General features: G+C 38.9%; 25 protein-coding genes. 10 read left to right on the top strand and 15 right to left on the bottom strand.

Annotation, left to right across the window (positions count from 1 at the left end; all coding sequences use genetic code 11):
* Positions 1–11: 11 nt before the first annotated feature.
* Genes P0M11_RS12710 through P0M11_RS12700 form a run of 3 tightly spaced genes read right to left on the bottom strand, consistent with a single transcriptional unit; the run spans position 12 to position 2,980 of the window.
* Complete coding sequence (locus P0M11_RS12710; protein ID WP_275626015.1) at positions 12–2,429, bottom strand: TraG family conjugative transposon ATPase; 2,418 nt, start codon at positions 2,427–2,429, stop codon at positions 12–14.
* Entirely contained in the window at positions 2,419–2,682 is a 264-nt protein-coding gene (locus tag P0M11_RS12705; protein ID WP_158065549.1) for a hypothetical protein, read from the bottom strand. Before P0M11_RS12705 ends, P0M11_RS12710 begins: the two co-directional genes overlap by 11 nt.
* 7 nt (positions 2,683–2,689) lie before the next feature.
* A complete protein-coding gene (locus P0M11_RS12700; protein ID WP_275626014.1) occupies positions 2,690–2,980 on the bottom strand; it encodes a hypothetical protein in 291 nt (96 codons plus the stop codon).
* 538 nt (positions 2,981–3,518) lie between these two features.
* Here P0M11_RS12700 and P0M11_RS12695 point away from each other — a divergent pair.
* The 5 genes from P0M11_RS12695 (at position 3,519) to P0M11_RS12675 (ending at position 7,117) form a co-directional block, all read left to right on the top strand.
* On the top strand, positions 3,519–3,896 hold the full coding sequence (locus P0M11_RS12695; protein ID WP_027375684.1) for a metalloregulator ArsR/SmtB family transcription factor: 378 nt from the start codon (positions 3,519–3,521) through the stop codon (positions 3,894–3,896).
* Positions 3,893–4,498 (top strand): mercuric transport protein MerTP, encoded by a 606-nt coding sequence (gene merTP, locus P0M11_RS12690; protein WP_275626013.1) that lies wholly within the window; start codon positions 3,893–3,895, stop codon positions 4,496–4,498. The genes P0M11_RS12695 and merTP overlap by 4 nt, the downstream gene beginning before the upstream one ends.
* Before the next feature lie 47 nt (positions 4,499–4,545).
* On the top strand, positions 4,546–4,905 hold the full coding sequence (locus P0M11_RS12685) for a heavy-metal-associated domain-containing protein (RefSeq protein ID WP_027375686.1): 360 nt from the start codon (positions 4,546–4,548) through the stop codon (positions 4,903–4,905).
* Complete coding sequence (merA, locus tag P0M11_RS12680) at positions 4,902–6,554, top strand: mercury(II) reductase (RefSeq protein WP_123248687.1); 1,653 nt, start codon at positions 4,902–4,904, stop codon at positions 6,552–6,554. The genes P0M11_RS12685 and merA overlap by 4 nt, the downstream gene beginning before the upstream one ends.
* 335 nt (positions 6,555–6,889) lie before the next feature.
* A complete protein-coding gene (locus P0M11_RS12675; protein WP_275626012.1) occupies positions 6,890–7,117 on the top strand; it encodes a hypothetical protein in 228 nt (75 codons plus the stop codon).
* Positions 7,118–7,267: 150 nt separating this feature from the next.
* Here the strand turns inward: P0M11_RS12675 and P0M11_RS12670 are convergent, their stop codons facing one another.
* The 6 genes from P0M11_RS12670 to P0M11_RS12645 form a co-directional block, all read right to left on the bottom strand.
* A complete protein-coding gene (locus tag P0M11_RS12670) occupies positions 7,268–8,842 on the bottom strand; it encodes a type IV secretory system conjugative DNA transfer family protein (RefSeq protein WP_275626011.1) in 1,575 nt (524 codons plus the stop codon).
* A gap of 148 nt (positions 8,843–8,990) precedes the next feature.
* Positions 8,991–10,418 (bottom strand): DUF5712 family protein, encoded by a 1,428-nt coding sequence (locus P0M11_RS12665; RefSeq protein WP_275626010.1) that lies wholly within the window; start codon positions 10,416–10,418, stop codon positions 8,991–8,993.
* Complete coding sequence (locus P0M11_RS12660) at positions 10,418–10,996, bottom strand: hypothetical protein (protein WP_275626009.1); 579 nt, start codon at positions 10,994–10,996, stop codon at positions 10,418–10,420. Before P0M11_RS12660 ends, P0M11_RS12665 begins: the two co-directional genes overlap by 1 nt.
* Positions 10,997–11,347: 351 nt before the next feature.
* On the bottom strand, positions 11,348–12,307 hold the full coding sequence (locus P0M11_RS12655; RefSeq protein ID WP_275626008.1) for a zincin-like metallopeptidase domain-containing protein: 960 nt from the start codon (positions 12,305–12,307) through the stop codon (positions 11,348–11,350).
* Positions 12,308–13,583: 1,276 nt separating this feature from the next.
* Positions 13,584–13,844, bottom strand: a complete 261-nt coding sequence (locus P0M11_RS12650) for a hypothetical protein (RefSeq protein ID WP_275626007.1) — start codon at positions 13,842–13,844, stop codon at positions 13,584–13,586.
* Between the two features lie 68 nt (positions 13,845–13,912).
* Entirely contained in the window at positions 13,913–14,278 is a 366-nt protein-coding gene (locus tag P0M11_RS12645; protein ID WP_275626006.1) for a hypothetical protein, read from the bottom strand.
* A 112-nt stretch (positions 14,279–14,390) separates the two neighbouring features.
* Between P0M11_RS12645 and P0M11_RS12640 the strand changes: the two genes are divergently transcribed.
* Positions 14,391–14,615, top strand: a complete 225-nt coding sequence (locus P0M11_RS12640; RefSeq protein WP_275626005.1) for a hypothetical protein — start codon at positions 14,391–14,393, stop codon at positions 14,613–14,615.
* Positions 14,615–14,848, top strand: coding sequence for a hypothetical protein (locus P0M11_RS12635; RefSeq protein WP_275626004.1), 234 nt, complete (start codon positions 14,615–14,617; stop codon positions 14,846–14,848). Before P0M11_RS12640 ends, P0M11_RS12635 begins: the two co-directional genes overlap by 1 nt.
* Positions 14,849–14,992: 144 nt before the next feature.
* Here P0M11_RS12635 and P0M11_RS12630 read toward each other — a convergent pair whose 3' ends face one another.
* The 6 genes from P0M11_RS12630 to P0M11_RS12605 all read right to left on the bottom strand — a co-directional run bounded on the left by P0M11_RS12630 (position 14,993) and on the right by P0M11_RS12605 (position 19,781).
* Positions 14,993–15,547 carry a recombinase family protein gene (locus P0M11_RS12630; RefSeq protein WP_275626003.1) on the bottom strand — a complete coding sequence of 185 codons (555 nt, stop codon included), beginning with the start codon at positions 15,545–15,547 and terminating at the stop codon, positions 14,993–14,995.
* A gap of 699 nt (positions 15,548–16,246) precedes the next feature.
* Positions 16,247–17,377 (bottom strand): hypothetical protein, encoded by a 1,131-nt coding sequence (locus P0M11_RS12625; protein WP_275626002.1) that lies wholly within the window; start codon positions 17,375–17,377, stop codon positions 16,247–16,249.
* Positions 17,374–17,628: a hypothetical protein gene (locus tag P0M11_RS12620; RefSeq protein WP_158065589.1), complete on the bottom strand. Its 255-nt coding sequence runs from the start codon at positions 17,626–17,628 to the stop codon at positions 17,374–17,376. Before P0M11_RS12620 ends, P0M11_RS12625 begins: the two co-directional genes overlap by 4 nt.
* 82 nt (positions 17,629–17,710) lie before the next feature.
* A complete protein-coding gene (locus P0M11_RS12615) occupies positions 17,711–18,265 on the bottom strand; it encodes a hypothetical protein (RefSeq protein WP_275626001.1) in 555 nt (184 codons plus the stop codon).
* Positions 18,262–19,020 (bottom strand): ParA family protein, encoded by a 759-nt coding sequence (locus P0M11_RS12610; protein ID WP_275626000.1) that lies wholly within the window; start codon positions 19,018–19,020, stop codon positions 18,262–18,264. The genes P0M11_RS12615 and P0M11_RS12610 overlap by 4 nt, the downstream gene beginning before the upstream one ends.
* A 245-nt stretch (positions 19,021–19,265) precedes the next feature.
* On the bottom strand, positions 19,266–19,781 hold the full coding sequence (locus P0M11_RS12605; RefSeq protein ID WP_275625999.1) for a hypothetical protein: 516 nt from the start codon (positions 19,779–19,781) through the stop codon (positions 19,266–19,268).
* Positions 19,782–20,829: 1,048 nt separating this feature from the next.
* Between P0M11_RS12605 and xerA the strand changes: the two genes are divergently transcribed.
* From xerA to P0M11_RS12590, 3 genes are all read left to right on the top strand, one after another.
* The gene (gene xerA, locus P0M11_RS12600) at positions 20,830–21,873 is read left to right on the top strand and encodes a site-specific tyrosine recombinase/integron integrase (protein ID WP_275625998.1); all 1,044 of its coding nucleotides are present in this window, start codon (positions 20,830–20,832) and stop codon (positions 21,871–21,873) included.
* A gap of 266 nt (positions 21,874–22,139) precedes the next feature.
* Positions 22,140–23,726 carry a ribosomal protection-like ABC-F family protein gene (gene abc-f, locus P0M11_RS12595; protein ID WP_275625997.1) on the top strand — a complete coding sequence of 529 codons (1,587 nt, stop codon included), beginning with the start codon at positions 22,140–22,142 and terminating at the stop codon, positions 23,724–23,726.
* Positions 23,727–23,898: 172 nt separating this feature from the next.
* A complete protein-coding gene (locus tag P0M11_RS12590) occupies positions 23,899–24,759 on the top strand; it encodes an AadS family aminoglycoside 6-adenylyltransferase (RefSeq protein WP_025069680.1) in 861 nt (286 codons plus the stop codon).
* Positions 24,760–25,016 lie beyond the last annotated feature (257 nt).

Below are 25,016 nucleotides of genomic sequence, written 5' to 3'. Positions count from 1 at the left end.
TATCATCTTCCTCATACATATTGATTTTTGCGGTTGATATAATTATTTATTGCGGTCTCCATATCGCCAACTTCGTCGTACACTTTCATAAGTTCTTCATTCTTGGCACCCTCTGTTTGGTAGGCCCAGTAAACCTGTTCCGGGACTTCCAAGCGATATACCTGATGATGGTTACCCCGCATGATGAAGACTTCTGAATACTTACGTTCACCTTCAAAATTGGAAGTCAGAGAACTCATCTGGTTAAAGGCATGCTCGCTCATTCCGAAACGGCTTTGTAGTGCCCGGTAATCTTTTGCGTTCAGCACATACAGAACCTGCGTGTTTTCAATGATGGTCTTGGCAATTTGCCCGGACTCTCCAGTCTGAGGGAGTTGCGAGACCGCCTGCAGAACGATTCCAATCGCACCGTTCTGTTTCCGGACAGCCTGGAAGAAGTATTCTATCTTCTCCAAAACTCCTTTGAACTTAAATTGCTTGGCCACTTCATCAAAGAAAATGTATCCGCGTGTGCTTTTGTCTTTCCAGACTGTCTCGTTGATTACTGATGAGATCAACTGTAGCATGATGGACAGCAACAGTTCATTGTCTTTAACTTCATCCAGTTCAAACACGATGATCTTTTTGTCTCTGATTCTGGTGAGATTCGCATTGCTTTCATCAGAATAAAGAAAACTGTAGATCCCTCCGTTTTCAAACTCGGACATGACAAAGAGAAATTCTTCGATATGAAAAAACTCCGGCTTTATTTGCAGATCATCCAGCAGTGTATCCTTATTCTCGCGGACAGCCCCAATAAATTTCAAAAGGCTTTGATCTCCACCCTGCTGGTAATACGCTTCAATGATCTTCCTCAAGGCGGTCTTTTCATTTTCGGTGGCCTTACGGTCCCTTTTGTAATGGGTAAGCACAAATTCCGTCAGGTCTTCTATTTTGGACACCGTAATTTCGTCTCCCTGCAGATCAAAGGGATTGAGTCCAATAGCTTCTCCCTCTCTGTAATGAACAAATACACTGTCCTCCGGATACAGTGCAGAGAGTTTCCGATAGGATCCTCCCAAATCTACTATTACAATCCTTGCATGGTCTTCAAATACCTGTCGGAAGATATGGTTGGCCAGGAACGATTTCCCATATCCTGTAGGTGCGAAAATCATGAAGTTTCTCGCTCTCACATATCTCTTCTCTTCATCCCAGTTGTCAATAATTACCGGAACATTCCCAATCCGCGAATTAAAGTATATCCCAGCCTGATCACTTTTATAATTCGTACAATTGTTCAGAAAGAGCGTTGCCAGGCTTAGATTCCCGTAGAACATCTGTTTCTCGGAGAAGCAGTGCGAAAACAGGTAAAATGAATTACAAAAAACAGAATTCAAAAAGTTTCCAACAGGCTGCCTGGTTTTTACATCGATATTACGGAACCGTTCTATAACTGCATTTCTACACCGCCTGATTTCTGATTCGCTGTCTGCGAGGAACAGAATATTGAAATGTCCCCTTATAATTCTTTCACTGTCTATATCATGTGCAATACTCTCTATCAGTACATCCAGTTTTTCAGCATTAGTCTTGTTATTAGGATCGAAGCTCGCAGATTTCTTCAGTAAATCATGCCGCTTGCGCAGTTTAGCAAGCTGCTGTTGATTATCTTCGAAATAAATTATTTGGTTGTACACATGGTCGAAATCCAGCCCAAACGAAAACAGATCTCCTATGTTCTGGAAGAATTTATATTTAGCCGTCGTGAATTCGCGATCGGCATGGAGCGCACTGAACTTTTGCGGCATACTTTCTTCGTCGCGGGTACAGATAGCTCCCAGCATGCGATCACCAATTTGCATGTATCCCCCTTTCAATTCCCGGTCGGTAACAAAATCGTATTGGAAATTGTTAAAATAGTAGTCATAATGTTCAAACATTTCTTCTGCGGTAAGCGGTCTAATCGAAAATGCCTTCCCACTATTTACTTTTCCGTTACCCAGAAATGTGGCAATCTGATCCACGGTATTAGTAAAATGGTTGATTTGGTCGTCAAACCTTTCGAATTTCTTCCTGTTCAGTCGCTGAAAGGGGTTGGTAATCTTTGTAGTGAAGATATCGCCGGGAGGAAGTACAAAAAACACATAGCAACGGTGAGACAGGAACTGCCGCTGACTGAAATACTTCTTTGTAGCTTTCTGCAGGTAGTTTCCGGCCGGAAAGCGGCCTGTGTCAAATTCAGCTTGCAGGAAGATGTCCTGTTTCAGGAAAATTGAGCCCGCTGGCATCTCCTTAAGAGCACGGTTCCATAGATCGTCCAGAGCCTCATAATCATCAGCTCCCAGCGTATATTTTTCTGCAAGATCAAATTCATATCCCATGGCAAAAACGCCGTTCGTTCCAACTGCTTTGTTATCTTCAATCTGTAGAAATACCTTATTCATCATCTGAAAACTTTTCCGGTAGCTTTTCGTCAAAAAGCCACTCATTAATCGTTTTGTTGGCCGATAAGACCAAAGAGGTGAAGTAGGTTACTGCAATGATTATTGCAACCAGTATAACTTTGAAAAGGGAAATTCCGGAAAGAAAGGAGAGAATGGAAAAGAGGCTTACAATGGTGGTTACCAAAAAGCCGAGGGTGTTAAGGCCATAAATGGTAGGCTTTTGTCGATATCCTTTCAGATTCTTTACCTTCTTCATCCATATCCTAGTTTAAATTTATGCTTCCCACATAATTGATAAGTCCTACCACTGCCCCCAGAATAGCCGCAAAAAGCACAATATTGGTTACTCCCTTTCGCCAGTCACCATTGTCTTTCACAAAGTGGCCAAGATTAACGAATACCACCACAATAAAGATGACAACAGCCACAAAAGGAAAGATCCCTTTTATTTCACTGGCAAGTTGCTGAGCCGGTCCTTTTAAGTTGATCTGAGCATAACTTAAGGCCGAAAATCCGAATGTAAATAGGGGTAAAAAGATTTTAGGTTTTAACATATCAATACCTTGTTATGCAACGAATATATTATTTTTTCCAACTATACGCTACTTTTTAACAAATTTTAATAATTACTACCAGGGGGAAAAGAATAATCGTAGAGCAAATGATGTTTTTAGGCCGCTGTATGAAGGCATTCAGATTCAGTACTTTATACCTTGGCAGCATTCGTAATAAAAGACTCAATAAATATTCGGGAAAGACAGTGCAGAGTATGGACAGGATTATAGTACTACCGTCTTAATTTATTTATATTTGAAAGATAAGTATCACTTTATCATACATATCTCCCGCATGAGGGTTGTATATGTATACTTTTGTGATACATATATACAAGTTGTGCGTCACCCTAAAAACCCACCGCACATTTAGCACATTTGGTTTTTCCGACACTCAAAGCCAACGCTAAAAAACCAAAAGAGCTAAATCACCCACCGCTGACAAAGAAGAATTGTTAAAAACTATAATTAAGTATTTGCTTAAATAAGAAAACTATTTGTATTTTTGCTGCGTTATTAAATCCTAAACAAGGAAATTATGGAAAACAATCAATCGTGTATCCGTGTGTTTGCCGACAAGGTTCAAATAGACAATTGTAGAGAAATACTTCAAACCAACGACAAGGCATTCAGTCAACTGAGTGGACTTTTAGCATTGGCAGGAAACGAAGTAAGGTTAAAAATCTTATTTCTCTTAGAAGAAGAAAACGAACTTTGTCCTTGCGACCTTTCAGACATTCTCGGAATGAGCATCCCTGCCGTTTCGCAACACCTCAGAAAACTAAAAGACGGAAACGTCATTGAAGGTAGAAGAGAAGGACAAACCATTTTCTACTCTTTGAAACAGGAGCAACTTACTTTACTTCGTCCATTTTTTAAACACATCATAAACAATTCAAAAAAGGAAACAGTATGAACAAGAAAAACAACAGACTTGTCGGAGCGGGTGTGCTTTCGGCAGTAGCAGCATCACTTTGCTGCATTACACCTGTATTGGCTCTTATTTCAGGAGCTTCAGGAGTGGCATCTACCTTTTCATGGATGGAACCAGCAAGACCTTATCTAATCGGTATCACCGTTTTGGTATTGGGCTTTGCTTTGTATCAGAAACTCAAACCACGAACAGCCGAAGAAATCCAATGTGATTGCGAAGAAGACGAAAAAAAACCCTTTATGCAGACCAAAACATTCTTGGGAATTGTAACCGTGTTTGCAGCCTTGATGCTCGCTTTTCCAAACTATGCACACATTTTCTATCCTTCAAACGACAACAAGGAAGTTGTAATCGTCAATGCTTCTGACATCCAAACGGTAACTTTTGATGTAAAAGGAATGACTTGCAATGGTTGTGCTTCACACGTAGAAAATGATGTGAACAAATTGCCAGGCATTGTTAAGGTAGATGCGATTTATGAAGAAGCGATTGCCAAAGTAGAATTTGACCAAACCAAAGTGAGTATCGCTCAAATTGAAGAAGCCATCAACGGTACAGGTTACAAAGTGGTTGGCAAGAAATAGTATTTTTTTGCCTTTTGTATTTAAGAACTTAATTAAATAATTACACAATGAAAAAGAATTTAATTCTATTGAGTGCTTTGTTCCTAATTGGAATTGCTCAGCTCAATGCACAATGTTGCAAACCGACTGACAATAAAGCACAAACAGCAAATACAACACAGCAAGAAGGTAAGACCCTGCAACTGAAAATCACGGGAATGACTTGTGCAGGTTGTTCCAACCATATTTCAAATGCCCTCAAAGAAGTGGACGGCATTATTGAACACAAAGTGGAATATCCGGGCGATTTGGCAACCATCCAATACGACCCAAAGAAAACAAATCCTGACGCTATCATCAAGGTTATTGAGCAGACAGGCTATAAAGCCGAAATCATTAAGGAAAATCAAAAAGAGAAATCATTATGAACAAAGAAATAATAAAACTAGACATCACAGGTATGACCTGCGACCATTGTGCCACAGGCATTGAAAAACTACTTTCCAAAAACGAAGGTGTAAAAGAAGCAAATGTGAGCTATCCAAAAGCTACTTGTGAATGTTCTTTTGACCCTACCAAAACAAGTAAAGAAGAAATCATCAATACCATTAACGGCACAAAAAACTATCGTGTAAAAAGTGAAATTTCTGAAAATGGAAATAGTAGGAATAATCAATTTGATTTAATAATTATCGGTGGTGGTTCGGCTGCATTTTCGGCAGCTATCAAAGCCGAAAGTTTAGGTTTATCGACCTTAATGGTAAACGGTGGTTTGGACTTTGGCGGTACTTGTGTCAACGTGGGTTGTGTGCCTTCTAAAAATCTTATTCGTGCAGGCGAGTCGGCTTATCACGCTACACATTCCAACTTTGAAGGCATCAAGCCAAAAGGAGTTGATATTGATTTCGCTCAAATCATCAAAGACAAGAAAAAATTAGTAGCCACACTTCAAGAGAAAAAATATATGGATGTGGTAAGCGATTTTGAAAACCTGACTATGCTAAAAGGTTGGGCAAAATTCAAAGACAACAAAACCATTTTGGTTGATGGCAAGGAATACAAAGCCTTCAAATTTTTAATTGCTGCGGGAGCTACGACCAACATTCCGACTATTGAAGGATTGGACAAAATTGACTACTTGACCAACGTTTCCCTTTTCGACTTGGAAGAAAAACCCGAAAGCTTGACCATTATGGGAGCAGGTTACATAGGTTTGGAAATTGCAATGGCGTACAATCGTTTAGGCGTTAAAGTCCGAATCATTGAATTTACCGACCGTGTTCTACGGACACAAACCCCAGACATCAGTGAAGCATTGGAAACCCAAATGCGAAAAGAAGGCATTGAAATCTTACCTAATTTCAGAGCCGTGAAATTCGAGAAACAAGCGAATGAAACCATCATTCACTGTAAATGTCCTGACGGTTCATTTACGCAAATTATAGAAAAAGGTAAGGTAGTAATTGCCACAGGCACAAAAGCCAATACAAGCCAATTAGGGTTAGATAACATTGGTTTGGAACTCACCAAAAGCGGACATATCGCTGTAAATGAAAAAATGGAAACCAATCTACCTAACATTTACGCAGCAGGTGACGTAACCAACACCCCTGCATTTGTTTATACAGCCGCTTTTGAAGGTAAAATTGCCGTTGAAAATGCGTTCTCAGGAACAGATAATAAAGCCGATTATTCTTCTTTACCTTGGGTGGTGTTTACTGACCCACAAATTGCAGGGGCAGGTTTAGATGAAGCACAGGCAGAATCAAAAGGCATTCCGTTTGAAGTGTCAAAATTGGAATTGAAAGACGTACCGAGAGCCATAGCAGCCAACGACACAAGGGGTTTCATCAAACTCATTCGTAACTCGGAAACTGACAAACTTATAGGTGCAAGAGTAGTCGCACCCGAAGGTGGAGAACTCATACAACAATTAAGTATGGCAATCAAATACGGAATAATGGTGAAAGACTTAGCAGACAGTTTCTACCCTTATTTGACTTTGGGAGAAGGTATAAAATTAGCAGCAATAACTTTCGGAAAAGACGTATCAAAATTAAGTTGCTGTGCCAGTTAATCCGCCCCAAAGGCACACACTCTTGCAAGTCGCACCAGCCAACGCTTGACCAAAACTTGCAAGAGAGAGTGCCTTCCCTACCCCAAAAAATCCTACCTTTGAAAATTGACTAAACCGACTAAAAATAAAGGGCGAACGCACAACATTGTGTATAAGCAATAGCGGGTGAAGTGGTAAAATCAAGGTCTGTGCTTTTAATAAGCTTTGTGCTAAACTGAAAGGTTTGTACTTTCAAATCCGCTACTGCTCATACACGAAACCGTTAGCGGCAACCTTATTGCGACACTCCAAAACAACAACAAACATACATTTACTAAAAACTCATAAATCGACAAATGGCAGAAATACCTTTAAAAAACAAAATTATTGCGTGGCTTAAAGGTTACGACTATTGGTTTCAATATGCAGGCAACAAACTTTTGGAAGGCGAGGATGTAAATGACGCTTTAGTTGACACAACATATCAATTATTCAAAGAAGATTACGGCTTAAAATCAATTGAAGCAGAAAGAGAAAATATTGCCTTTAATAAAATTGATATTGCGCATTTTCACTTCAATTGAGCCTTTTGGGTGATATTCGCTACGTATGGTAGAACATTCCGCAATATGGTATCAGCGATTATAGCTCGATAGATGTTTTGAAAATAGTTAACTTGTTGAGAATGGCATATTGAGCTATATTTATAAAACATTGCCTTTACCCTAATGTATTCACTCCAACACACTTTTCGCCTCCCTCAAAATTCTGTTATAGTTTTCATCCAGAATCCGCGCACTAATTCTGTTCTGAGTGCGGAGAGAATGACTTTCCGCTTTGGAAGCAGTAATATTTACTATTTGGTTATTTCCATCGGACAGAAAGGCAAACTGCCCTACTTTAAGTCTCGTAAACTCATGTGCACGGTGTTTCGCGACTTCCCGTTCCCCTACGGTGGTGCTTTTTTCACCCCAGCTGAACAGATTCCCATCTGACCCTTTCTTCGTAGTAGATCTGGTTTGTTCCTTAACAAGTTCAAAATAACTCTCGTAGAACTTTGCGGTTTCACTATCATTGGCCTTCCCGAAAAACTGAGTAGATAAATTCGCAATAATCTCGCGGAATCCGTCCCGGCCATACTGTACCACCCCCTGCACTATGTCCTGCGCACAATAAATCACCGAAACTCCAAAACTTCTCATTGTCGCCGGAATTTGAGCCATGTTCAGCAGTTTAATTGTGGGCGCTTCATCCAGCAACACGAAGCTGGGTTTCCTTCCCCTGCTCATCATCTGTTTTGTAATCGTATGAATGATTGTAGCATTTATAGGACTTAAGAACTCCGCACTCTTAGGTTCGTTTATGACCGACACTACAATATCCACCTTTTCAGCGTTGATATTAAAATCGATATCGTTGCCTGAAAGCACATAAAAGGCCTCCGGGAAAGCCACTTTTCGCAGTGCATTCGCAAGCGTAGAAATTACTGATGCAGTTTGCTTCGCTGATCCCAAACCTAACAGGAAAGTGGATCCCTGGACCGCCACTCTGACATTTGAGGTCAGAAATGCTTTAAGTTTGGCAAACTGTTCTGTAGCATCGTCAGCGAATCTATCATGTTGTTCCGTTTGAATACTGAAGTCTACCGCCAGGATGAAGGATATGATGTGAGGAAGGGTACAATACTCTTTGTGGTCAAACCAGAACTTCAGCATTACTCCGGATAGTAGTGAACTGGCACTATCTTTAAAGAAATCATCACCTTTGGCCGATCCGGTATTGATCAGGTTGTCCAGAATTACTTTTACTAGCTGATTTACATCCTTTTCACCCTGAATATAATCGGGGTGAATCGGGTTTACACGGATACTCTTTTCAGGATGATGCAGCGCAATCACCTCCAACCTATCCCCAAACAAAGGGAGGGCAAGTTCTGTGAGTTCGCCGTCCTTATAATCATAGATAATTCCTGCGAATCCCGCCTTGGCAAAGTGCCGCATAAACAGGGAGTGAATTAATACTGTTTTTCCGGAGCCTGCGGCACCGAAGATAGCCACACCGCGCTGAATTCCCCGTACAACCTTTTTCCCCTGAGATGTTACAAACTCTATATCCCAGACTGGATCGGCAGGTTTGCGGTACGTCCATGCATACAACACCAATGATAGTATAAGGGATGGAAGTAAAAGGTAAAGTACGGTATACGACCAATTTTGTAAAATCAGCGCGAACGATATGGTAAGCGAAATATAAATAACCCCAGCCAGCCCTTTGTTAACGATCTTCTTAGACTTGAATAACGTAAACAAGAGAACGCTTAACGCGATTATCACAGTAATAATAATGAGCCAGTTTCTTAATGTGAGATCATAAAGTTCCATGCTATCGTGCTGAATATTAAAATCTAACTTCGGTTGTTCTTACCTTTAATTTTGTCTACTAATTTCAAAGCAGTATTTAAAATCCTCGTGACGCGTCCTGAAGTTTTCCTGTAGCCATTCGGATAATTCTTACTGCAGTCTCCATTGGGGTCTTCGGAACACTCATAGGAATGCGGAAACCTAACTCCTGGCTGATGTTGTTCAGCATGTTCAGTTTGCTGATCTCATTCACTCCGGTATTTCGTGTGGATTCTTCAATGAGAGGCCGAATCAGTGCCTGCCCCGTTTTGCGGGTATAGTTACTAACTGAGGATACAGTAGTGTGCGTACGGTTTCTTTCCTGCTTTCTTTCTTTATAGCCTTTATAGCTATGGGCAGGTGGCCGGTCGTACATAAATTTTCGGTCAAAACTTTCTTCCGTTTTGCTGAAGAATCGGTCTCTATTGAAGCCCACCACCGCATTTTTATTTGCCATCTTTGATTTCCGGTGATTGGCCAGTGGTGAAATGGAACCTTTGTATCGTCTATTGGGACAGTTATCGTATCGGGACACTATGATGTGTATATGGTACTGTTTTCCTCCTTTTTTCATGCCTTCCCTCACGATCTCACCGGTTACACCGTCCCTGTGCATGCGTGACCTAATCTTTTCTGACTGCTCTTCTTTTTGCTTTGACGAAAGGACTGTGTCCTGCTGAATCCTGGCGATATCCTTTTCATATTTGCGGTTGTTCATTACCCATTTATCATTGGCTTTGTAAGTCCTCTCCTGCTCAATTTTTCCCACCCACGCAAGATCCTGCTCAGTTAGTGGCCTCATACGCAGATCCCGGCCCAGTTCACGTGCTTGTTCCTCTCTTACCCTCTGGTAATTTTCATCGTATTCTTTGTCACCAATCTGAAGCCCCAAGCGTCTCAATTCTTTTTTGGTTTCCTGATTAATAATTTTTTCTTCCTTCTGCGAAGGCAAATTCTCAGGATTAAGATAGACTTTCCTCTCAAAGTTTTCGGCATAATCTCTCATCACATCCTTGGCGTACTCCCGCAACATCTGATGCATCAGATCATTCTTCATAATTTCATACTGCAGTTTACCCCGCTCTGTTGCTTCCAGTATTTTACGTTCCTTTTCCCCGAATCCCCTATTCTTCAATTCTCTTTCCGAAACTGCTTCTAAATGATCAAGTTCGTCCTTGCTGGGGGAAATATTAAGTATGAAAAAATTGCTCTGGGTTTGACGATGTCGGCTTCCGGAATTATTGTCAATCAAATCTGTGGCTTCTTCCTGTGAAAGAAAAAGTTCCTCCTGCTCTCTGTCGTTGGTAAAAAATAAATTCTGCCGTTCCAGGTTATCATCGAAGTTGTTTCCGGAAAGATCTTCGAGTTCCTGGAAATAAGCCTCCACCACCTGCTCCCTGCCGTAATTTTCCTTATCAAGATATTCGGTCACGCTTTTACAGGATGGAGACAGATCAGGATTATGTTTAGTAAAGGATATGTGCATCAGCCTTCAAATATTTTTTCAAAATCGTCTCTACTCAACCTGGCTTCAAATGATCTGGAAAAAGCGCCTGACTTTAATTCGAATCTTGCCTTAATCACATTTATTTTCTTCTCCAAATTCTGTATAGTTTGATTACTCTGCAGGAGCTCTTCCAGAAGCTCAGCTTTTTCATTTTCCAATTTATTGATTGCCTGGTCATTTACTGGGGGTGCAACTTTTTGTTCCCCGGAATCTGAATTATTGATTGCTTTTAAGATCTCCACAACAGATCTTTCCTGCAGGTTATACCCGTCAATTATTTTGTCAAAATACAGGGTAGCATATTTAGAAAGTCGCTTCTGCACACTTTCAATTCTTGCAAAAATGTGCTTCTCCATTTCAGCTACCGTTTTCTCTCTTTCGGTAATTTTTATAAACTCTTCCACTTCTGTTTTCTTCTCAGAAATGAGGTACAGAACAAGTTCATTATCGGTTTTAAATCGGAGATTTTTCTTTATCTCACGAAACTGTTCTAATGTATGTTCTGAAACATACATTTTCTTTGAATAGGATGTTATTTGGTCTACTTTTTTATCCATACTTTATTGATAACAAATTGTTTACAAATTTAATAGGCTACATTATAGTCTAGTTAATAACCTTCCAAAGCACTATGTGCTTGATTGCCTGAACGTTGTCTTTTAAGACACGTTTCCTCTTGCTTTCCATTCCAACACGTAAATTTTCTGCAGGAAAAACATTTTCCTGAAAATTATTAGGCGAAAAAGCTAAGTATCAAAGGTCAAAATACAAATTTGCTGTTAATAGTACAAACTGCATTTCTCAATTAGTCGTTACTGTTGGCATATCCTTCGGTTTTAATATTAAACTTTATTCGATTGCTGTTCTTTCAAACACAAAAAACCCTTCACTTTGTGAAGGGTTTTCGCTTAAAATTGTTCCAAATATTTTTTCGATTTCTTGGAGAAAATGAAAGCACTTTTAATGCATTCAATTCTGTTTTCTTTGTTCGTATCGGACCAACCTTTCAGGTAGCGAATCGAGTTTAAAAGTTCGCTGGTAATTCCAAATTGAAGCGCCAGTAACATCGAACCCATCTCTGCAATCAGTTCTTCAAAAGAATATTTTTCTTTGCTGTTGAAGCCTTCGTGAAGGTTTCGGTTTAATCGTTTTTCGTGACCTGTCCAATGAATGATTTCATGAAACAAAGTGGTATAAAACTTATCCTCTGAAATAAAATGTTTTCGAAGCGGCATCCTTACAATGTCCAGAACCGGCGAATAGCTGCCGTGGGCGGTCTTCAAATATTCCACCCTCAAAGATGCGTGATCAGTAAGACCATTGATGAATTTCTCGCAATTGTTTCGTTCTTCAAAGTCAAGTTCTTCAGGTTCGTCCGTCGCAATATTTAGATTTAGTTCCTCCAAATTTTCAATTTGATTAGAATTGAATACCACATAATTTCTGATCACTGGCATTTTTGACAAGTTTTCAATATCGGCTGGAGGCATCTTCTTAACTTGTTCTAATGAGTAAATTTTTGACGTCTCTTTATGCTTGTATACGAAGGTGAAAAACTCTATTATAACGCCTTTAGAACCTTTTCTGAGTTTGCCACCAGCTTTTGAAATGGAATTGAATGTTGCATATAAACTGCCTGTGAAACCGTTGGTCAGTGTGTCAATATACAGCGCAAGCAAATTAAATCCTTTATATTCATTTTGACTAAATAGGTTGCGCGGAGTCTGAAACTTATAGTTAGTGTAAACTTCCCAATCCTTTGCTTTTACTTTGTCAAGGTTTTCAACTATACGGGTAATAAATTTGTCCTGGCCTTTAACTGACTGGTTCGAACTTCTTTTTTGACTTTTAGGGGCTGTTGTATTCATAAAAATATATTTAATTAGTTATTTAGTTGTTTATCTTTTTATGTATTTATTTGGTAATGAGGACACGCTTTTTCTTTTAACTGAATGGGGTTTGAAGTGTTCGGAATAGGCTTTACCAAGGAATAATTGAGCTTGTCGGGATGTCAAAGAACGCTCTGCCGTTGTCTTTATTCGTTTAATTGAGGTGTCTTTTTCTTTGCTAAATGACCATAAAAAGGGAAGGGCGACTAAAACTGGAATAGAATGAAAGCTGGAAATGAATTTGCCCGCAGGGCTTGGGTGGGTTTGTCAGCAGGAAAAGGCTGACGGATTCCCAAATTCATTTTTTTGGAGAACAGCCCTTTTTAATTTTGCATACAGAAAAACACCGGAAATCGAATAAAGCAAAGCTGTTGCGTTCTACGGTTTCGCAAGCTTTCACCTACCGTGGAAAGTTCCGGTCACAAGAAACTCTTCAAAAAAAATATAAATTCCATTGAAAGGGATGGCTGCCAACAGGAAAGCGCTGGAAATTTACGGAGATAGTAAACTTTTAGCCGGATACTTTTTAGCTGCAACAGGGCGAAGGCTAATGTGTATTTGGCGTAAAGAAAGTGAAACTAGCTTCTGTAAAACACAAATGAAGTACTGAATAAATGAAACTTCCGTGGAATGTTGAAGGTCTTCAGTTGCGGAGATATAGGTACTGATGGGCTATAATGTTCTTCTATTCCCGCGTCATAGTCGGAAAAGACATACTTAAAAGCAGTTGTCCACAGTTAACTAACGGTCATAATTAAGTTTGAACCCATACATGGAATAATTTAGTTTAAGACACGGGGGGGGAAATCAATCTTGCAAAATGAGAAGTTCATATCTGCGCCCCTACGAGTTAGGGGCTTTTTTGTGCTGTTTTCAAATTGCTGACTTCGGCATAAGGCAGCAAATCAACATTGAGGTATCGCGCACGCTATATTTGTAATTATTAATTTAAACAAAACCTAAAAAGATGATTTTAAAGATGAGTTTCGGAGAGCAGAATCACGATGTACACGTGATAAAATTGAGCAACATTTATGTTTTTTCACTTACACTTCCCAAGTCCAAGAAGGGACAGTCATCCGTTCGTAAACTATTTACTTGCAACGGAACAAAAGAGGAGCGCTTAAAAAGTTTTAAGGAATGTAAAAGGAGCCTGGAAAGCAACCTGTATAAAATCGCAATTTGGCACCGCCCATAAAATTATAAAGGTGCCACCTTTGAGAATAAGTATTTGATCCCTGCGATTGCGGGGGTTTTAATCCATAATGCCGGAAATCTTCACCGCATTATTCCCGATCAAATGCGTGAAGTAACTATTCTTGCCTTTAGGATCCTCAAAGATTTCCGCTTCCCAGGTAATCTTTAATTCCCATAAATCCCATTTCCGCATTTTGTTGCGGTAAGGATTCCAGTCCCGGAAGTGCACTTCAAAATGCTGCTTTTTCGAATCAGCTTCAAACTGCATAATAACGGATGTTCCGTCCGGCTGAACTTCTTCAACAATAGTGGTTCGCATTTTCATTTTGCAAAGCTGATACAATTTAGAGTATTCTCAAAAAATATCCTGCTATAAATTGTAGCATATTAATCAATCACCTCAATTACGATTGTGGTTGGAGAACTGATGTAATTGACTTCAGGAACAAATGATGGGAGAGAAATAGGTCCTGCACTAATATATCCCGATCCTTGATTGTTACTTGGTGTGACAGCTTTAATCACAGAGGAGTAATAAAGGTCTTTAAAATCAGGAATTGATTCTGCTATTTTTTCTAATCCAGACTGTCCCTGTATAGCGATTTTAGTGAGATCACTAATTGAGCGCATAATTTCACCGCTTAGTTGAATCGGGGATAATATTGAGTTTAAGTTTGCGCTAAATTCACGCATTTTTTCAAGTGCCGCCTCTAATCTTGGATCAGTTACCAGTGTGATGTTTTTATTTTTCATTATTATATTAGCATCGGAATTATGATTTAAACCGCGCTTACTGTCTAATATAACAAATTTATTTAAAAAAACTGTCCTTTCATCCCTTCTTTTCTTTCCCCAATTTCACGGTATGAAAATCACCATGCCTCAATTCTGGCGCGAACTTACCGAATGGCAGCTTGACGAAATTGCCGATCTGTACCTTAATGCAGATCCCGCAGACTTCAGCACCGCCTTCCAAAAGATGATTTTCATACTCCTGCAGTCCGAGCCCAGCAGTGCCGAACGTACTAAACTGTACAGGATCCTGGGCAAGGTAAGCGTGGAAGCCCGGCAGAGCATGCCGATTTCCTGATGAAAACCACCAACCTGCATTTCTTTCCGGAGGTGGACGGTCTTACCAAGCCTGCGGACCGCCTGGCCAGCATCACCGTCAAGCATTTTGCCGTAGACGATAAATTCCTTCACGGTTATGAGGAGGATAAATCGGAATCAACCTGCGACAATTTGTGGCTTCCCTGTAGACATTGCGAAGCTTCTCAGCCAACTTACCCTGCTGGAGGTCGTTGCGGCCATCGAAGCAGATAAATGATGCTAAACTTGATGTCCATTTAGACAGCGAGAAGGAGGAAAAAACTAAATACGGAAATTACCGTAATGCCCATTGTGATGTATTATAAAGGCTACTTAATTGCATTATATTAAATATTATGCAATTAGTCATTAATGTTTTTATTCCTTACTGCTATTTATCACTCTATACACTGTCGCTTTATGGACATTGAAAAGCTGCGCAAGTTCCACGGCGGATTTACCACCGGCATATAGCTGCACGATTTCCTGAACCTGGATCTGTTTCAGTTTAGGGCGCCTGCCTCCTACTCTACCCTGACCTTTTGCATACTCCAAACCTTTTATCGTTCGTTCTTTGAGCATACTTCTTTCAAACTCTGCAAAAACTCCCACCATCTGCATCATCATTTTTCCGGCGGATGTGGTTGTATCGATCGATTCCGTAAGACTTCTGAAACCTGCCCCCCTACTCTCAATTTGCTCCATAATAAAAAGTAAATCTTTCAATGAGCGCGATAACCGATCAAGTTTCCACACAACAATTGTATCTCCTTTTCGAACATAATGCAGCAGTTCCTGAAGTTTCGGCCTCTCCCATCGGCCACCGGAAATTGTTTCTTCAAAGATTGTTTCGCAACCAATATTCCTCAGTGCCTCAATCTGGCTGGCATTATCTTGCAGCTGCGTTGAAACCCGTGCGTACCCTATTAACATAATTGAAGATTTATTTTCAGCAATTTACAAACAAGTCTCCAATATCGCACAAACGTATCGCAAATTTATTTTATTTTGCGATACATTATTGCGACCATAAAAAGCGTCATTTTTGTTAATCCGGAAAATAGTCGCATAATTGAACGTTTTTGCAATCCTAAAATTTTTCTTTTTTGCGCAACTTTTTCTTAAAAAAGGGTTTGTAAAAAATTTGAATGTTTTTTCCGACTATAAAAGTAAAATTAAGATCCAATAAAAAGATGGTTAGCTACAGGCTAACGCCTTATTATCTTTTATATAGTTATATTATTATAATACTTATAATATTAGTTAGCCGAAAAAAATCCATGAAATGCCTTTCAGCTGCTGTATTGTACGATTATACGGGGAAACTGAATGGGGGTAACGGGCATTCCTACTGGGGGTAATAGAGATATTGGGTGGGGGTAATAGCACTTTTGCTGGGGGTAATAGTACTTTCAATGGGGGTAATAAGGAAATCCAATGGGGGTAATTATAGTTAGGAACTTTCAATGGGGGTAATAATCCTCTCCGGATATTCGATGGGGGTAACATTGTTAGGAACACTTAATGGGGGTAATAAACTGTTTAGATTATAATTCCTTTAAATTGAGCATCTTGCCTTAAACATATCGCTACATTAGAAACTCATGGGACACTCGGTGGGGGTAATATAAGTTAGAGATTTAGCTCAGCGCATTTATCAACAAACCACTTCAAGTAATCTGCGCCTACAATACTCACATCCAAACGACTACGCGTCACCACACTCATCTTTTCATAACCATGCTCCTTCATCTTTCCATTGATGTAAATCATGTGTCTATCCGTTAGTTTCCTTGATTTTTTAATATATTTTAAAGCGTTTTTCGCCCTGTAATCATCTACACTTTGATGCTCTATAAACACTGTATTCTTTGTCTCATAGAGAGAGAATACAATGCTGTCATCCACGATCTTGTATCCAAATGATATATTTCCAATTTCATTCAATTTCTTTTGGATACCATCCAGGAATACAGCCAACTTGGATTTTTTTGAATAATGACTTGCCAAAGACAAGTCTCCTATAAACTTTTGGATTTTTATATTACCCCCATTCATTTTCCCAAATTTCTTTTTCAAATACAGGTAGACGTTTAGCGGCATTGTGGATGGTGTAGAAAATAAAATACTTCTGTACACCTTCGAGTATCCATCTATATTGTTCAGAAGCATCTTTGCCGTGGCCTTTGATATATAGAATCGAATGTAATTCTGTCCTTTATTAAAGATCGGTGTTTCAATGAAATTTGTGATCAGATACTCCTCTCCGATATTGGATTTTACTGTGTGGTTTCCTAGAGACTTCAGAATCTTTAGCTGTTCATGAAAAACACTGTTATCCTTAACTTTAATGTTACCATTATCATTCAGCGCTTTAGTGGGAATAATCATTTGGAACATACTGAAATTGTCGGCAAAATAACTTTCTTCTATTACCGCCAGTTTCTTTCCGGACTCCAACAACCGGCGTTTTTCCAATTCTTCCATTTTTATATCCTGTAGCGAAACAAAGCGGCCGTCCCGTTCCATCAAGTCATTAGATATAATGTCTTTTGTTTCATCCACGGAGAGTTTATGAACCTGCGTTGATTTAAGCATCTCCATCATTACAAAAATGATTCTATGACCGAAAATATTGATCTTTTTCAGGGGTTCTATTCCCCCCAGAAAATCAATCAGTTCATTTGGATACAGAGTTACCAGCTGTGCTTCATAACTGTCGAAGGTCTTTGTTATGCCTGTGCTTTTATCTTTCGCTTTCATTGAGATTTCTTTAGAAATGGCCGGAAGGAGAATTCAGTAACCGGATTGTTCTTGTCAAATATACAGTGATAATCGGTAGTTTTTCTATCTGCATAGTAGATACTTTTATCGATAAATACTTTAATCCAAAGCCAGTTTTGGAGAGTAGATGCCAGTTTACTTGGAGTATATACCTTATGATAATACGCGGTTTTTTTAGTGTCCGAAAAATACACGACACAAAAGAAGCCTTCACTTTCTCTTGTTTTCATATTATTTTTTTACTAGATTTGAAGTAGGAAAAAACATAGAAATATGTTTAGGGCGTCTGATTTTTTCAGATGCCCTTTTTTATTACAGTTCTCCATATTTGGCTTTCAGTGCACCGATCATATCATTCATAAAATCCTCCTTTGTAAAAGCGCCCAGGACATTCCCGCTCTTGGTATAAATATAATCATAGATAAACTCTACATCACTTTCCGTAAGACTAAAAGAAGTCCTAACCCTGTTATTCAGTTCTAATCCTTTCATAACACGGCCTCTGCGCGTTGGAATCATACCGGCCGGGCGTTTTTTCAGCCGCTGGCCAGTCTGCCGCAGGAGCTCCACTCCTTCTTTTACCACATCCGAAGCCGTGAACTGAAAAAACTCTGCATCCTGGCGCCGTTTTTCAAATTCCAGCGCACGAATATAATTCATATTTTCAGCCTCAGACGAAAACGAGAAATTATAGTTCTTAGACTTTACCTTCTCCTCATTTTTCTGTTCCGTTTTAGGTTCTGCAGGTTCAGGCCTCGGTTCAACCGCTGCCTTTTTCTGCATTTTTTGGAATGCATCCTGCAGTTTTTGAGACTGTCCACTACTTTCTTTTTTCTTCCCGAAGTTGCTCAACACAGATGGTTTCATAACATTTTTGCTTTTAATTCTTTTACCAAATTCTTGTAATCCTTGCTTGCGCGGCTCTTATTATCAATCTGGAAAATGGTTTTACCTTCCTTGATGGCTTTCTTAATGTTGATGTCCTGACGGATGAATGTTCTCAGCAAATAATCCTTTGTAAATTCATTCTCCAGAAAGTCATTGTAATAGGCCCGGAAGTCGCTGGAGTTCACGAGCACGGCGTTGAAGAAGAACCCAAGGTATTCGAAGTTTAAATTTTGTCGCTCCCGGAGATTCAACAGTGAAGGAATTAACGAAGTAATTCCCGCCAACGAATATTCATCATCCTTAATAGGACTCAAAACATAGTCCGACGCACATACGGCCACTTCTCCCAGAGTCAGTCCTTCGCTCAATGGCTTCGGCGGACAGTCAATCAGCACATAATCAAAGAAATTTTCCAGCAGCGCCAGACTTTCCTTTAAAGCATACCGCCCCAATTTAAAACTTTCCAGCTGTTCGGAGCCGGCCAGCACATATATATTATTGTGTTCACCTTTCTGTGTGAACTCAAGGCCTTCTTTCTGCTCCAGAAAGTCCACGACTGTATATGGCGTATCATCATCAAGCTTGTACCCAAGCGACAGATTCTTCTGACTGTCAAAATCAATGACCAGCACTTTCCTTCCTTTCTTAGCGAAGCCGGCTGCCAGGTGAATGGTTGTAGTTGTTTTACCTACTCCACCCTTTTGGGTTAAAACTGATATCACTTTTGTGCTCATGTTTCATTTTCATTTTGAATGGTAAAGATAATGTTTTTAGGCAAATAGTTCATTCTTTAATTATTCGTTTAGTTAATTATTTAATAGTTTTTCCTTACTGCACCTATGATTAGTCGGGTTCAGAGAAAGTTTTTTCACACTGCTTATAGAATTGTTCAACCTTTATGCAATTGTGTATTTGTGATATTATTTGTTTAGTTAATTATGAAATAAAGACACGAATTTAAAGATCCGTGTCTTTGCAATTATTTAATATCATTTAAAACGGTGAAGTCTTCGGCCGTATAATGCTCCTGAGGTTCTTTGTCTTTATTCCAGAAATTGTTTAATTGGTACTCGAGCGCATTTTTCAAAGCACTTTCGTAGACCCAGTGCGGAACTTTGATGGTATAGTTCGTTCCACCGTCCTCATTTTGCGTTCCGGTAACATCTTGAATTTTACTGTTGGGCAGAAAAAGCCAGATCTCGTTTGTTCGGTCTAAGCTCTTTAACCTGGCACTCACAGAAACTTTAGTTGATTTCTCACCAGGTTCGTAAAGCGCCGTAGAGATTGCCACTAACTTCTCCGTTGTTGGATCTTGCATTTCCACCAATTTTGCTTTCCAAAAGTCGTCATCAACGGATAGAGTATTGCCCTCAATCTTCGTAACGGAGAGAGGCAGGAAAAAAGATTCATTTTTCCCAGTTTCCTCAACAAACGCAGAAATCAGCACTGCTTGATTTGTTCGTTTCTTTTCTGTAAATGATGTGAACGTCTTCATAAGAAAATGTTTTGTGGGTTAAATATATTGATCTCAACGCAATATATAAAATGGAGCTTCTTATTTCTTTAGTTATTTAGTTAATTGATTGATTAGTATAATGTGTATTTAGGTTTTTAGTATAGTATTACATTCAATCTGTTCGGAGTCATCGCTCATGCGGGAGATACAGTACGTTATTTTCAAACTAAATTTCACACCCGTAAATACTGGGGACTTCCCAATGCTTGTGATGAATGATAATAATGTTCCGATTTCCGCCTTCCAACTTTATGTGAAATGGAGAGTTTGGAGGCGTAGAAATTTCCAAACCTAAGAAGCTTCTGCAATAACTTCAGGTTTGCTTTGCATTTGCAAAATGAATTCCGCCATCCAAAACGCACGATTGCACTGCAGGAAATGATGTAGGGTAGTGGTAAGGTATATTGTCCTCGTATTTAATTAGTTAATTATTCTTTTATGAGATTTATACTGATAAGCCATTATGTTATTATTTATTTATTATTTTATGTATTTATTTGGTAATGAGGACACGTTTTTTTCTTTTAATTGATGGAGTTTCTGAAGTGATCGCGAAAACTTTCCGGGGAATGTGAAGCTTATCGGAAATGTCAAAGAACGCTCTGCTGTTGTCTTTATCCGTTTAATGGAGGTGTCTCTTTCTTTGCTAAATGAACATAAAAAGGGAAGAGTGACTAAAACTGTAATGAAATGAAAGCCCGAAATGAATTTGCCCGCACGGCCTGGGTGGGTTTGTCAGCAGGAAACGGCTGACGGATTCCCAAATTCATTTTTTTAGGAGAACAGCCCTTTTTAGTTTTGCATACAGAAAAAACACCGGAAATAGGAGGGAAGAAAAGTAGTCGGTAGAATATTTACAAAGTAATAAAATTTCGTGATTTGCGATTGAAGAACTATCCAAATAGGTTTATGAATTAAATGCAATATTACACACGCTATTGACAGAATTTACATCACTACAAAAAAACTAATGAAATGATTTAGTGTTCCAAATTTGATTATCTTTATTTCTCAAAATCAGAACATTATGATTTGGTCTGCAAAACTAATAAAGCATGGAGAGGACAATCGAATTGGTGTTGTTTTTGAAAACGATCAGAAGCTGATCCGCCGCATAAAAATGATCAGTGGCGCAAGGTGGAGCCAGCAGAAAAAGCTTTGGCACATTCCGGATACTTTGGAGAACCGAAAACGCTTTAAAATAATGCAGAAACAGGATCTGGAGCTTTCACCCCAAGGCCGCGAACACCTTGCTAAATTTGATCAGTGGCTTTCTGCCAAAAGGTACAGCCCAAACACCATTAAAACCTATTTGGAGGCACTCCGTTCTTTTTTATTTTTTTTCAAAGAAAAAGATATTGCCGAAATTACAAATGATGATGTTCTTTACTTTAATACTGAACACATTTTAAAAAATAATTTTTCAGCTTCTTACCAAAACCAAATTACAAGCGCCGTAAAACTGTACTTTAAAACTGTTCGTGACACTAAAATTGATATTGAAAAAATTCACAGGCCAAAAAAACCCAAACTTTTGCCGAATGTTTTGAGTAAAGAAGAGGTGAAAAACATTCTAGAAGTACATTCCAATGTGAAACACAAGACCATGCTATGCTTAATTTACAGTTGTGGTCTGCGCTGCAGCGAATTACTTCATTTAAGACCAATGGACATTGATTCTAAACGAAATATAGTTCTGATAAAGCAGGGGAAAGGTAAAAAGGACAGAATTACGCCATTATCTCCGAAGATATTGAATTTGCTGCGGATGTATTATCAGCTATACAAACCCAAAACCTATTTATTCGAAGGCAAGGAAGCTGGCACGGTCTATTCTCCCAGAAGCCTTCAGAGTGTTTTGAAGCATGCCTTAGAAAAATGCAACATACAAAAGCCTGTAACCTTACATTGGCTGCGGCACAGCTACGCCACCCATTTGCTGGAAAGCGGAACGGATTTGCGCTATATTCAGGAGTTATTGGGGCATAACAGCAGCAGAACCACAGAGATTTACACGCATGTAAGCACAAAAAGTTTACAGCAGATAAAAAGTCCGTTTGATGACTTGTAAAGAAATAAAATATATCTTAGTGCGCATAAAATAAGTCTCACAAAAATCAGACAAATCCCTACAAAATCCGTTGTATTTGTCTGACGGAGTCAGACATATAAACAAGTTAGCGGCTATACAGATGAACCGCATCCGAAAAAGATTTCGTATATTTGCGGGTACAAAACTTAAAGACAAGAATGTAAAATATAATTTCTTTCAGACAATTAAAGACGGAAATCCGCAAAGCGGTTTACCCATTTCATTAATCTTTAAAGAAAGAAATTATGCTTATTTTACAGAATATTTCATACATACACCCCAACAAAGATTTACTGTTTGACAACATCAACCTTGCAGTAAACAATCACGACAAAATAGCCTTAATAGGTAACAACGGTTCAGGAAAATCTACTTTGCTGAAAATTATTGCCAGCGAGTTGCAACTTTCGGGCGGACAATTAAGTGTTGATACAAAACCGTATTATGTGCCACAGATTTTTGGACAATACAATCATCTGACCGTAGCACAAGCGTTACGAATTGAAAACAAGGTCAATGCTTTGAAAGAAATTTTAAATGGAAATGTAACGGAAGAAAACTATACTTTTCTTGACGATGACTGGACGATTGAAGACCGTTGCAATAACGCTTTGGACTATTGGCAACTTAAAGATTTAGACTTGTCGAAAAAAATGGAAACCCTAAGCGGTGGACAAAAAACAAAAGTTTTCCTTGCAGGTATTTATATTCACGAACCTGAACTTGTTTTACTGGACGAGCCGAGTAATCATTTGGATATTTCGGGTAGACAACTTTTGTATGACTTTATTCAATCTACACAAAGCACTTTAATTGCAGTGAGCCACGACAGAAAATTATTGAACCTTTTGAACACGGTTTGCGAATTGAGCAAACGTGGAATAACTGTTTATGGCGGTAATTATGACTTTTACACAGAGCAAAAACAAATAGAAAGCAATGCTTTAAATCAGGAACTACAAAGCAAGGAAAAAGCATTGCGAAAAGCCAAAGAAAAAGAACGGGAAACATTGGAACGGCAACAAAAATTAGACAGTCGTGGAAAAAAGAAACAGGAAAAAGCAGGTGTTGCCCGAATTATGATGAACACATTACGAAACAATGCCGAAAACAGCACATCAAAAATGAAAAGTGTTCACACTGAAAAAATCGGTAGTGTTTCACAGGAATTGCAGGAACTACGTTCTTCGTTGCCAGACATTGACAAAATGAAATTCGGCTTTGACAATTCTGCATTGCACAAAGGCAAAATTCTATTTACGGCTAATGACCTCAATTTCAGTTACGACACACAACCGCTTTGGACAGAAAACCTAAATTTTAAAATCATAAGTGGCGAACGCATTGCTTTAAAAGGCAAAAACGGTTCAGGTAAAACAACCTTGATAAAACTGATTTTAGGCAACATAGAACCACAAACAGGAACAGTTTACAGAGCAGACAACAAATCGGTTTATATTGACCAAGACTATTCGCTGATTGACGACAAACTGAAAGTTTACGAACAAGCCGAACAATTCAATACTTCGGCATTACAGGAACACGAAATCAAAATCAGGCTTAACCGATTTTTGTTTACCAAAGAAGATTGGGACAAATCTTGCAACGCTTTGAGTGGCGGAGAAAAAATGCGTTTAATGTTGTGTTGTTTAACAATCAATAATCAATCGCCTGACATTATTATTTTGGACGAGCCAACCAACAATCTGGACATACAAAACATTGAAATCTTGACAAGAGCTATTAACGAATATCGGGGGACATTGATTGTGGTTTCGCACGATGAAACCTTTTTAGAGCAGACAAACATAGAACGGACAATTCAACTCTGACAAAAGTACAGCCGCTAACATCGGTTTTGCGTCAGGCGGGCTGACGTTCTCCGTATGAAAATTTGTGCTAAATTTGAACTGTGGTTCTTCGTATCAAGTGCAGTGCTAAAAATCCCGCCCGAACGCAAAGCCGCGAACCGTTGTACGACATAGTAAAACCCACCTCGTAAAAATGAAAGTTCGTGACGAAAAACTAAAAGCAATAATTGATTGGTCTAAAAATAACCGAGACATAAGAGCAGTATTATTGACAAGTTCACTTGTAAATCCATTAGCACCTGTTGACGATTTTAGCGACTTAGACATTGAACTTATATTCGAAAATAACGCCAAATATATTTCAGACAATACTTGGACAGAAAATTTTGGAAATCCAATTGCAATGGTTGAAGAAGACGAAACCTATTTCGAAGGTAAACACGCTATGAAAATGGTTTTATATGCTGACTATGTCAAAGTAGATTTCAAATTATACAGCAAACCCGAATTTTTACTTGACGCAAAAAAAAATGAATTACACGAAGATTGGGATATTGGCTATAAAGTTTTGGTGGATAAAGAAGGGCTAACAAATAGTCTAAAAAAGCCTACTCACCAGATTTTTATAATAAAAAAACCTACAGAAAAAAAATTCAAACAAGTTTTAAATGACTTTTGGTGGGACATTGCTCATACCGCAAAATGTATTATTAGGGATGACTTGTTTTATACAAAGTTTATGACTGAAAATAATATCCGAACAGACTATTTAATCCCTTTAATCGAATGGTACATTTCAAGCGAACATAATTGGAATATTACAACCAATAAATACGGCAGACTTTTTAAAAAATACCTGACTACCGATTTGTGGGAAACAATAGAACAAACATTTTCAGGAAGTAAAAAAAATGATAATTGGGATGCTTTATTTGCAATGGCTGATTTAGTTTCAAAAATTGGAACTGAATTATCGAAAAAACTAAATTATGATTATCCCAAAAAATTAGAAAAAGACATACGAAAATATTTGGACGAATTAAAAACTAAATAAATAACTACGTCGTACAACAAGGTATTGCCAAAAGCGGGGCTGAAGTGCTTCGATTGGAGATTTGTGCAAGGTTCAACTTTCGTTCTTCGATTGAACTTTTGTGCTAAAAATCCCCGCCTTCGGCAATACCCAAACCGATGTGCAAAAGTTTCCGCTCCGCTCCAACTTTTGCACATCGAAGCGCGGATTACATCCGCAGCTGTGTCAAAGCGTTTTCGCTGTCGCAAAAACCTTCAACACATCTGCGGATTGGCAAA

The sequence above is a fragment of the Kaistella sp. PBT33-4 genome (assembly GCF_029194425.1).
In the GTDB taxonomy this organism is placed as follows: domain Bacteria; phylum Bacteroidota; class Bacteroidia; order Flavobacteriales; family Weeksellaceae; genus Marnyiella.
This window is presented reverse-complemented; position numbering and strand designations above follow the sequence as displayed.

Bases quoted from the DNA above. Each gene is read 5' to 3' on its own strand.
- P0M11_RS12710 (WP_275626015.1), bottom strand. From the start codon at position 2,429: ATGATGAATAAGGTATTTCTACAGATTGAAGATAACAAAGCAGTTGGA.
- P0M11_RS12705 (WP_158065549.1), bottom strand. From the start codon at position 2,682: ATGAAGAAGGTAAAGAATCTGAAAGGATATCGACAAAAGCCTACCATT.
- P0M11_RS12700 (WP_275626014.1), bottom strand. From the start codon at position 2,980: ATGTTAAAACCTAAAATCTTTTTACCCCTATTTACATTCGGATTTTCG.
- P0M11_RS12695 (WP_027375684.1), top strand. From the start codon at position 3,519: ATGGAAAACAATCAATCGTGTATCCGTGTGTTTGCCGACAAGGTTCAA.
- merTP (WP_275626013.1), top strand. From the start codon at position 3,893: ATGAACAAGAAAAACAACAGACTTGTCGGAGCGGGTGTGCTTTCGGCA.
- P0M11_RS12685 (WP_027375686.1), top strand. From the start codon at position 4,546: ATGAAAAAGAATTTAATTCTATTGAGTGCTTTGTTCCTAATTGGAATT.
- merA (WP_123248687.1), top strand. From the start codon at position 4,902: ATGAACAAAGAAATAATAAAACTAGACATCACAGGTATGACCTGCGAC.
- P0M11_RS12675 (WP_275626012.1), top strand. From the start codon at position 6,890: ATGGCAGAAATACCTTTAAAAAACAAAATTATTGCGTGGCTTAAAGGT.
- P0M11_RS12665 (WP_275626010.1), bottom strand. From the start codon at position 10,418: ATGCACATATCCTTTACTAAACATAATCCTGATCTGTCTCCATCCTGT.
- P0M11_RS12660 (WP_275626009.1), bottom strand. From the start codon at position 10,996: ATGGATAAAAAAGTAGACCAAATAACATCCTATTCAAAGAAAATGTAT.
- P0M11_RS12655 (WP_275626008.1), bottom strand. From the start codon at position 12,307: ATGAATACAACAGCCCCTAAAAGTCAAAAAAGAAGTTCGAACCAGTCA.
- P0M11_RS12650 (WP_275626007.1), bottom strand. From the start codon at position 13,844: ATGCGAACCACTATTGTTGAAGAAGTTCAGCCGGACGGAACATCCGTT.
- P0M11_RS12645 (WP_275626006.1), bottom strand. From the start codon at position 14,278: ATGAAAAATAAAAACATCACACTGGTAACTGATCCAAGATTAGAGGCG.
- P0M11_RS12640 (WP_275626005.1), top strand. From the start codon at position 14,391: ATGAAAATCACCATGCCTCAATTCTGGCGCGAACTTACCGAATGGCAG.
- P0M11_RS12635 (WP_275626004.1), top strand. From the start codon at position 14,615: ATGAAAACCACCAACCTGCATTTCTTTCCGGAGGTGGACGGTCTTACC.
- P0M11_RS12630 (WP_275626003.1), bottom strand. From the start codon at position 15,547: ATGTTAATAGGGTACGCACGGGTTTCAACGCAGCTGCAAGATAATGCC.
- P0M11_RS12625 (WP_275626002.1), bottom strand. From the start codon at position 17,377: ATGAAAGCGAAAGATAAAAGCACAGGCATAACAAAGACCTTCGACAGT.
- P0M11_RS12620 (WP_158065589.1), bottom strand. From the start codon at position 17,628: ATGAAAACAAGAGAAAGTGAAGGCTTCTTTTGTGTCGTGTATTTTTCG.
- P0M11_RS12615 (WP_275626001.1), bottom strand. From the start codon at position 18,265: ATGAAACCATCTGTGTTGAGCAACTTCGGGAAGAAAAAAGAAAGTAGT.
- P0M11_RS12610 (WP_275626000.1), bottom strand. From the start codon at position 19,020: ATGAGCACAAAAGTGATATCAGTTTTAACCCAAAAGGGTGGAGTAGGT.
- P0M11_RS12605 (WP_275625999.1), bottom strand. From the start codon at position 19,781: ATGAAGACGTTCACATCATTTACAGAAAAGAAACGAACAAATCAAGCA.
- xerA (WP_275625998.1), top strand. From the start codon at position 20,830: ATGATTTGGTCTGCAAAACTAATAAAGCATGGAGAGGACAATCGAATT.
- abc-f (WP_275625997.1), top strand. From the start codon at position 22,140: ATGCTTATTTTACAGAATATTTCATACATACACCCCAACAAAGATTTA.
- P0M11_RS12590 (WP_025069680.1), top strand. From the start codon at position 23,899: ATGAAAGTTCGTGACGAAAAACTAAAAGCAATAATTGATTGGTCTAAA.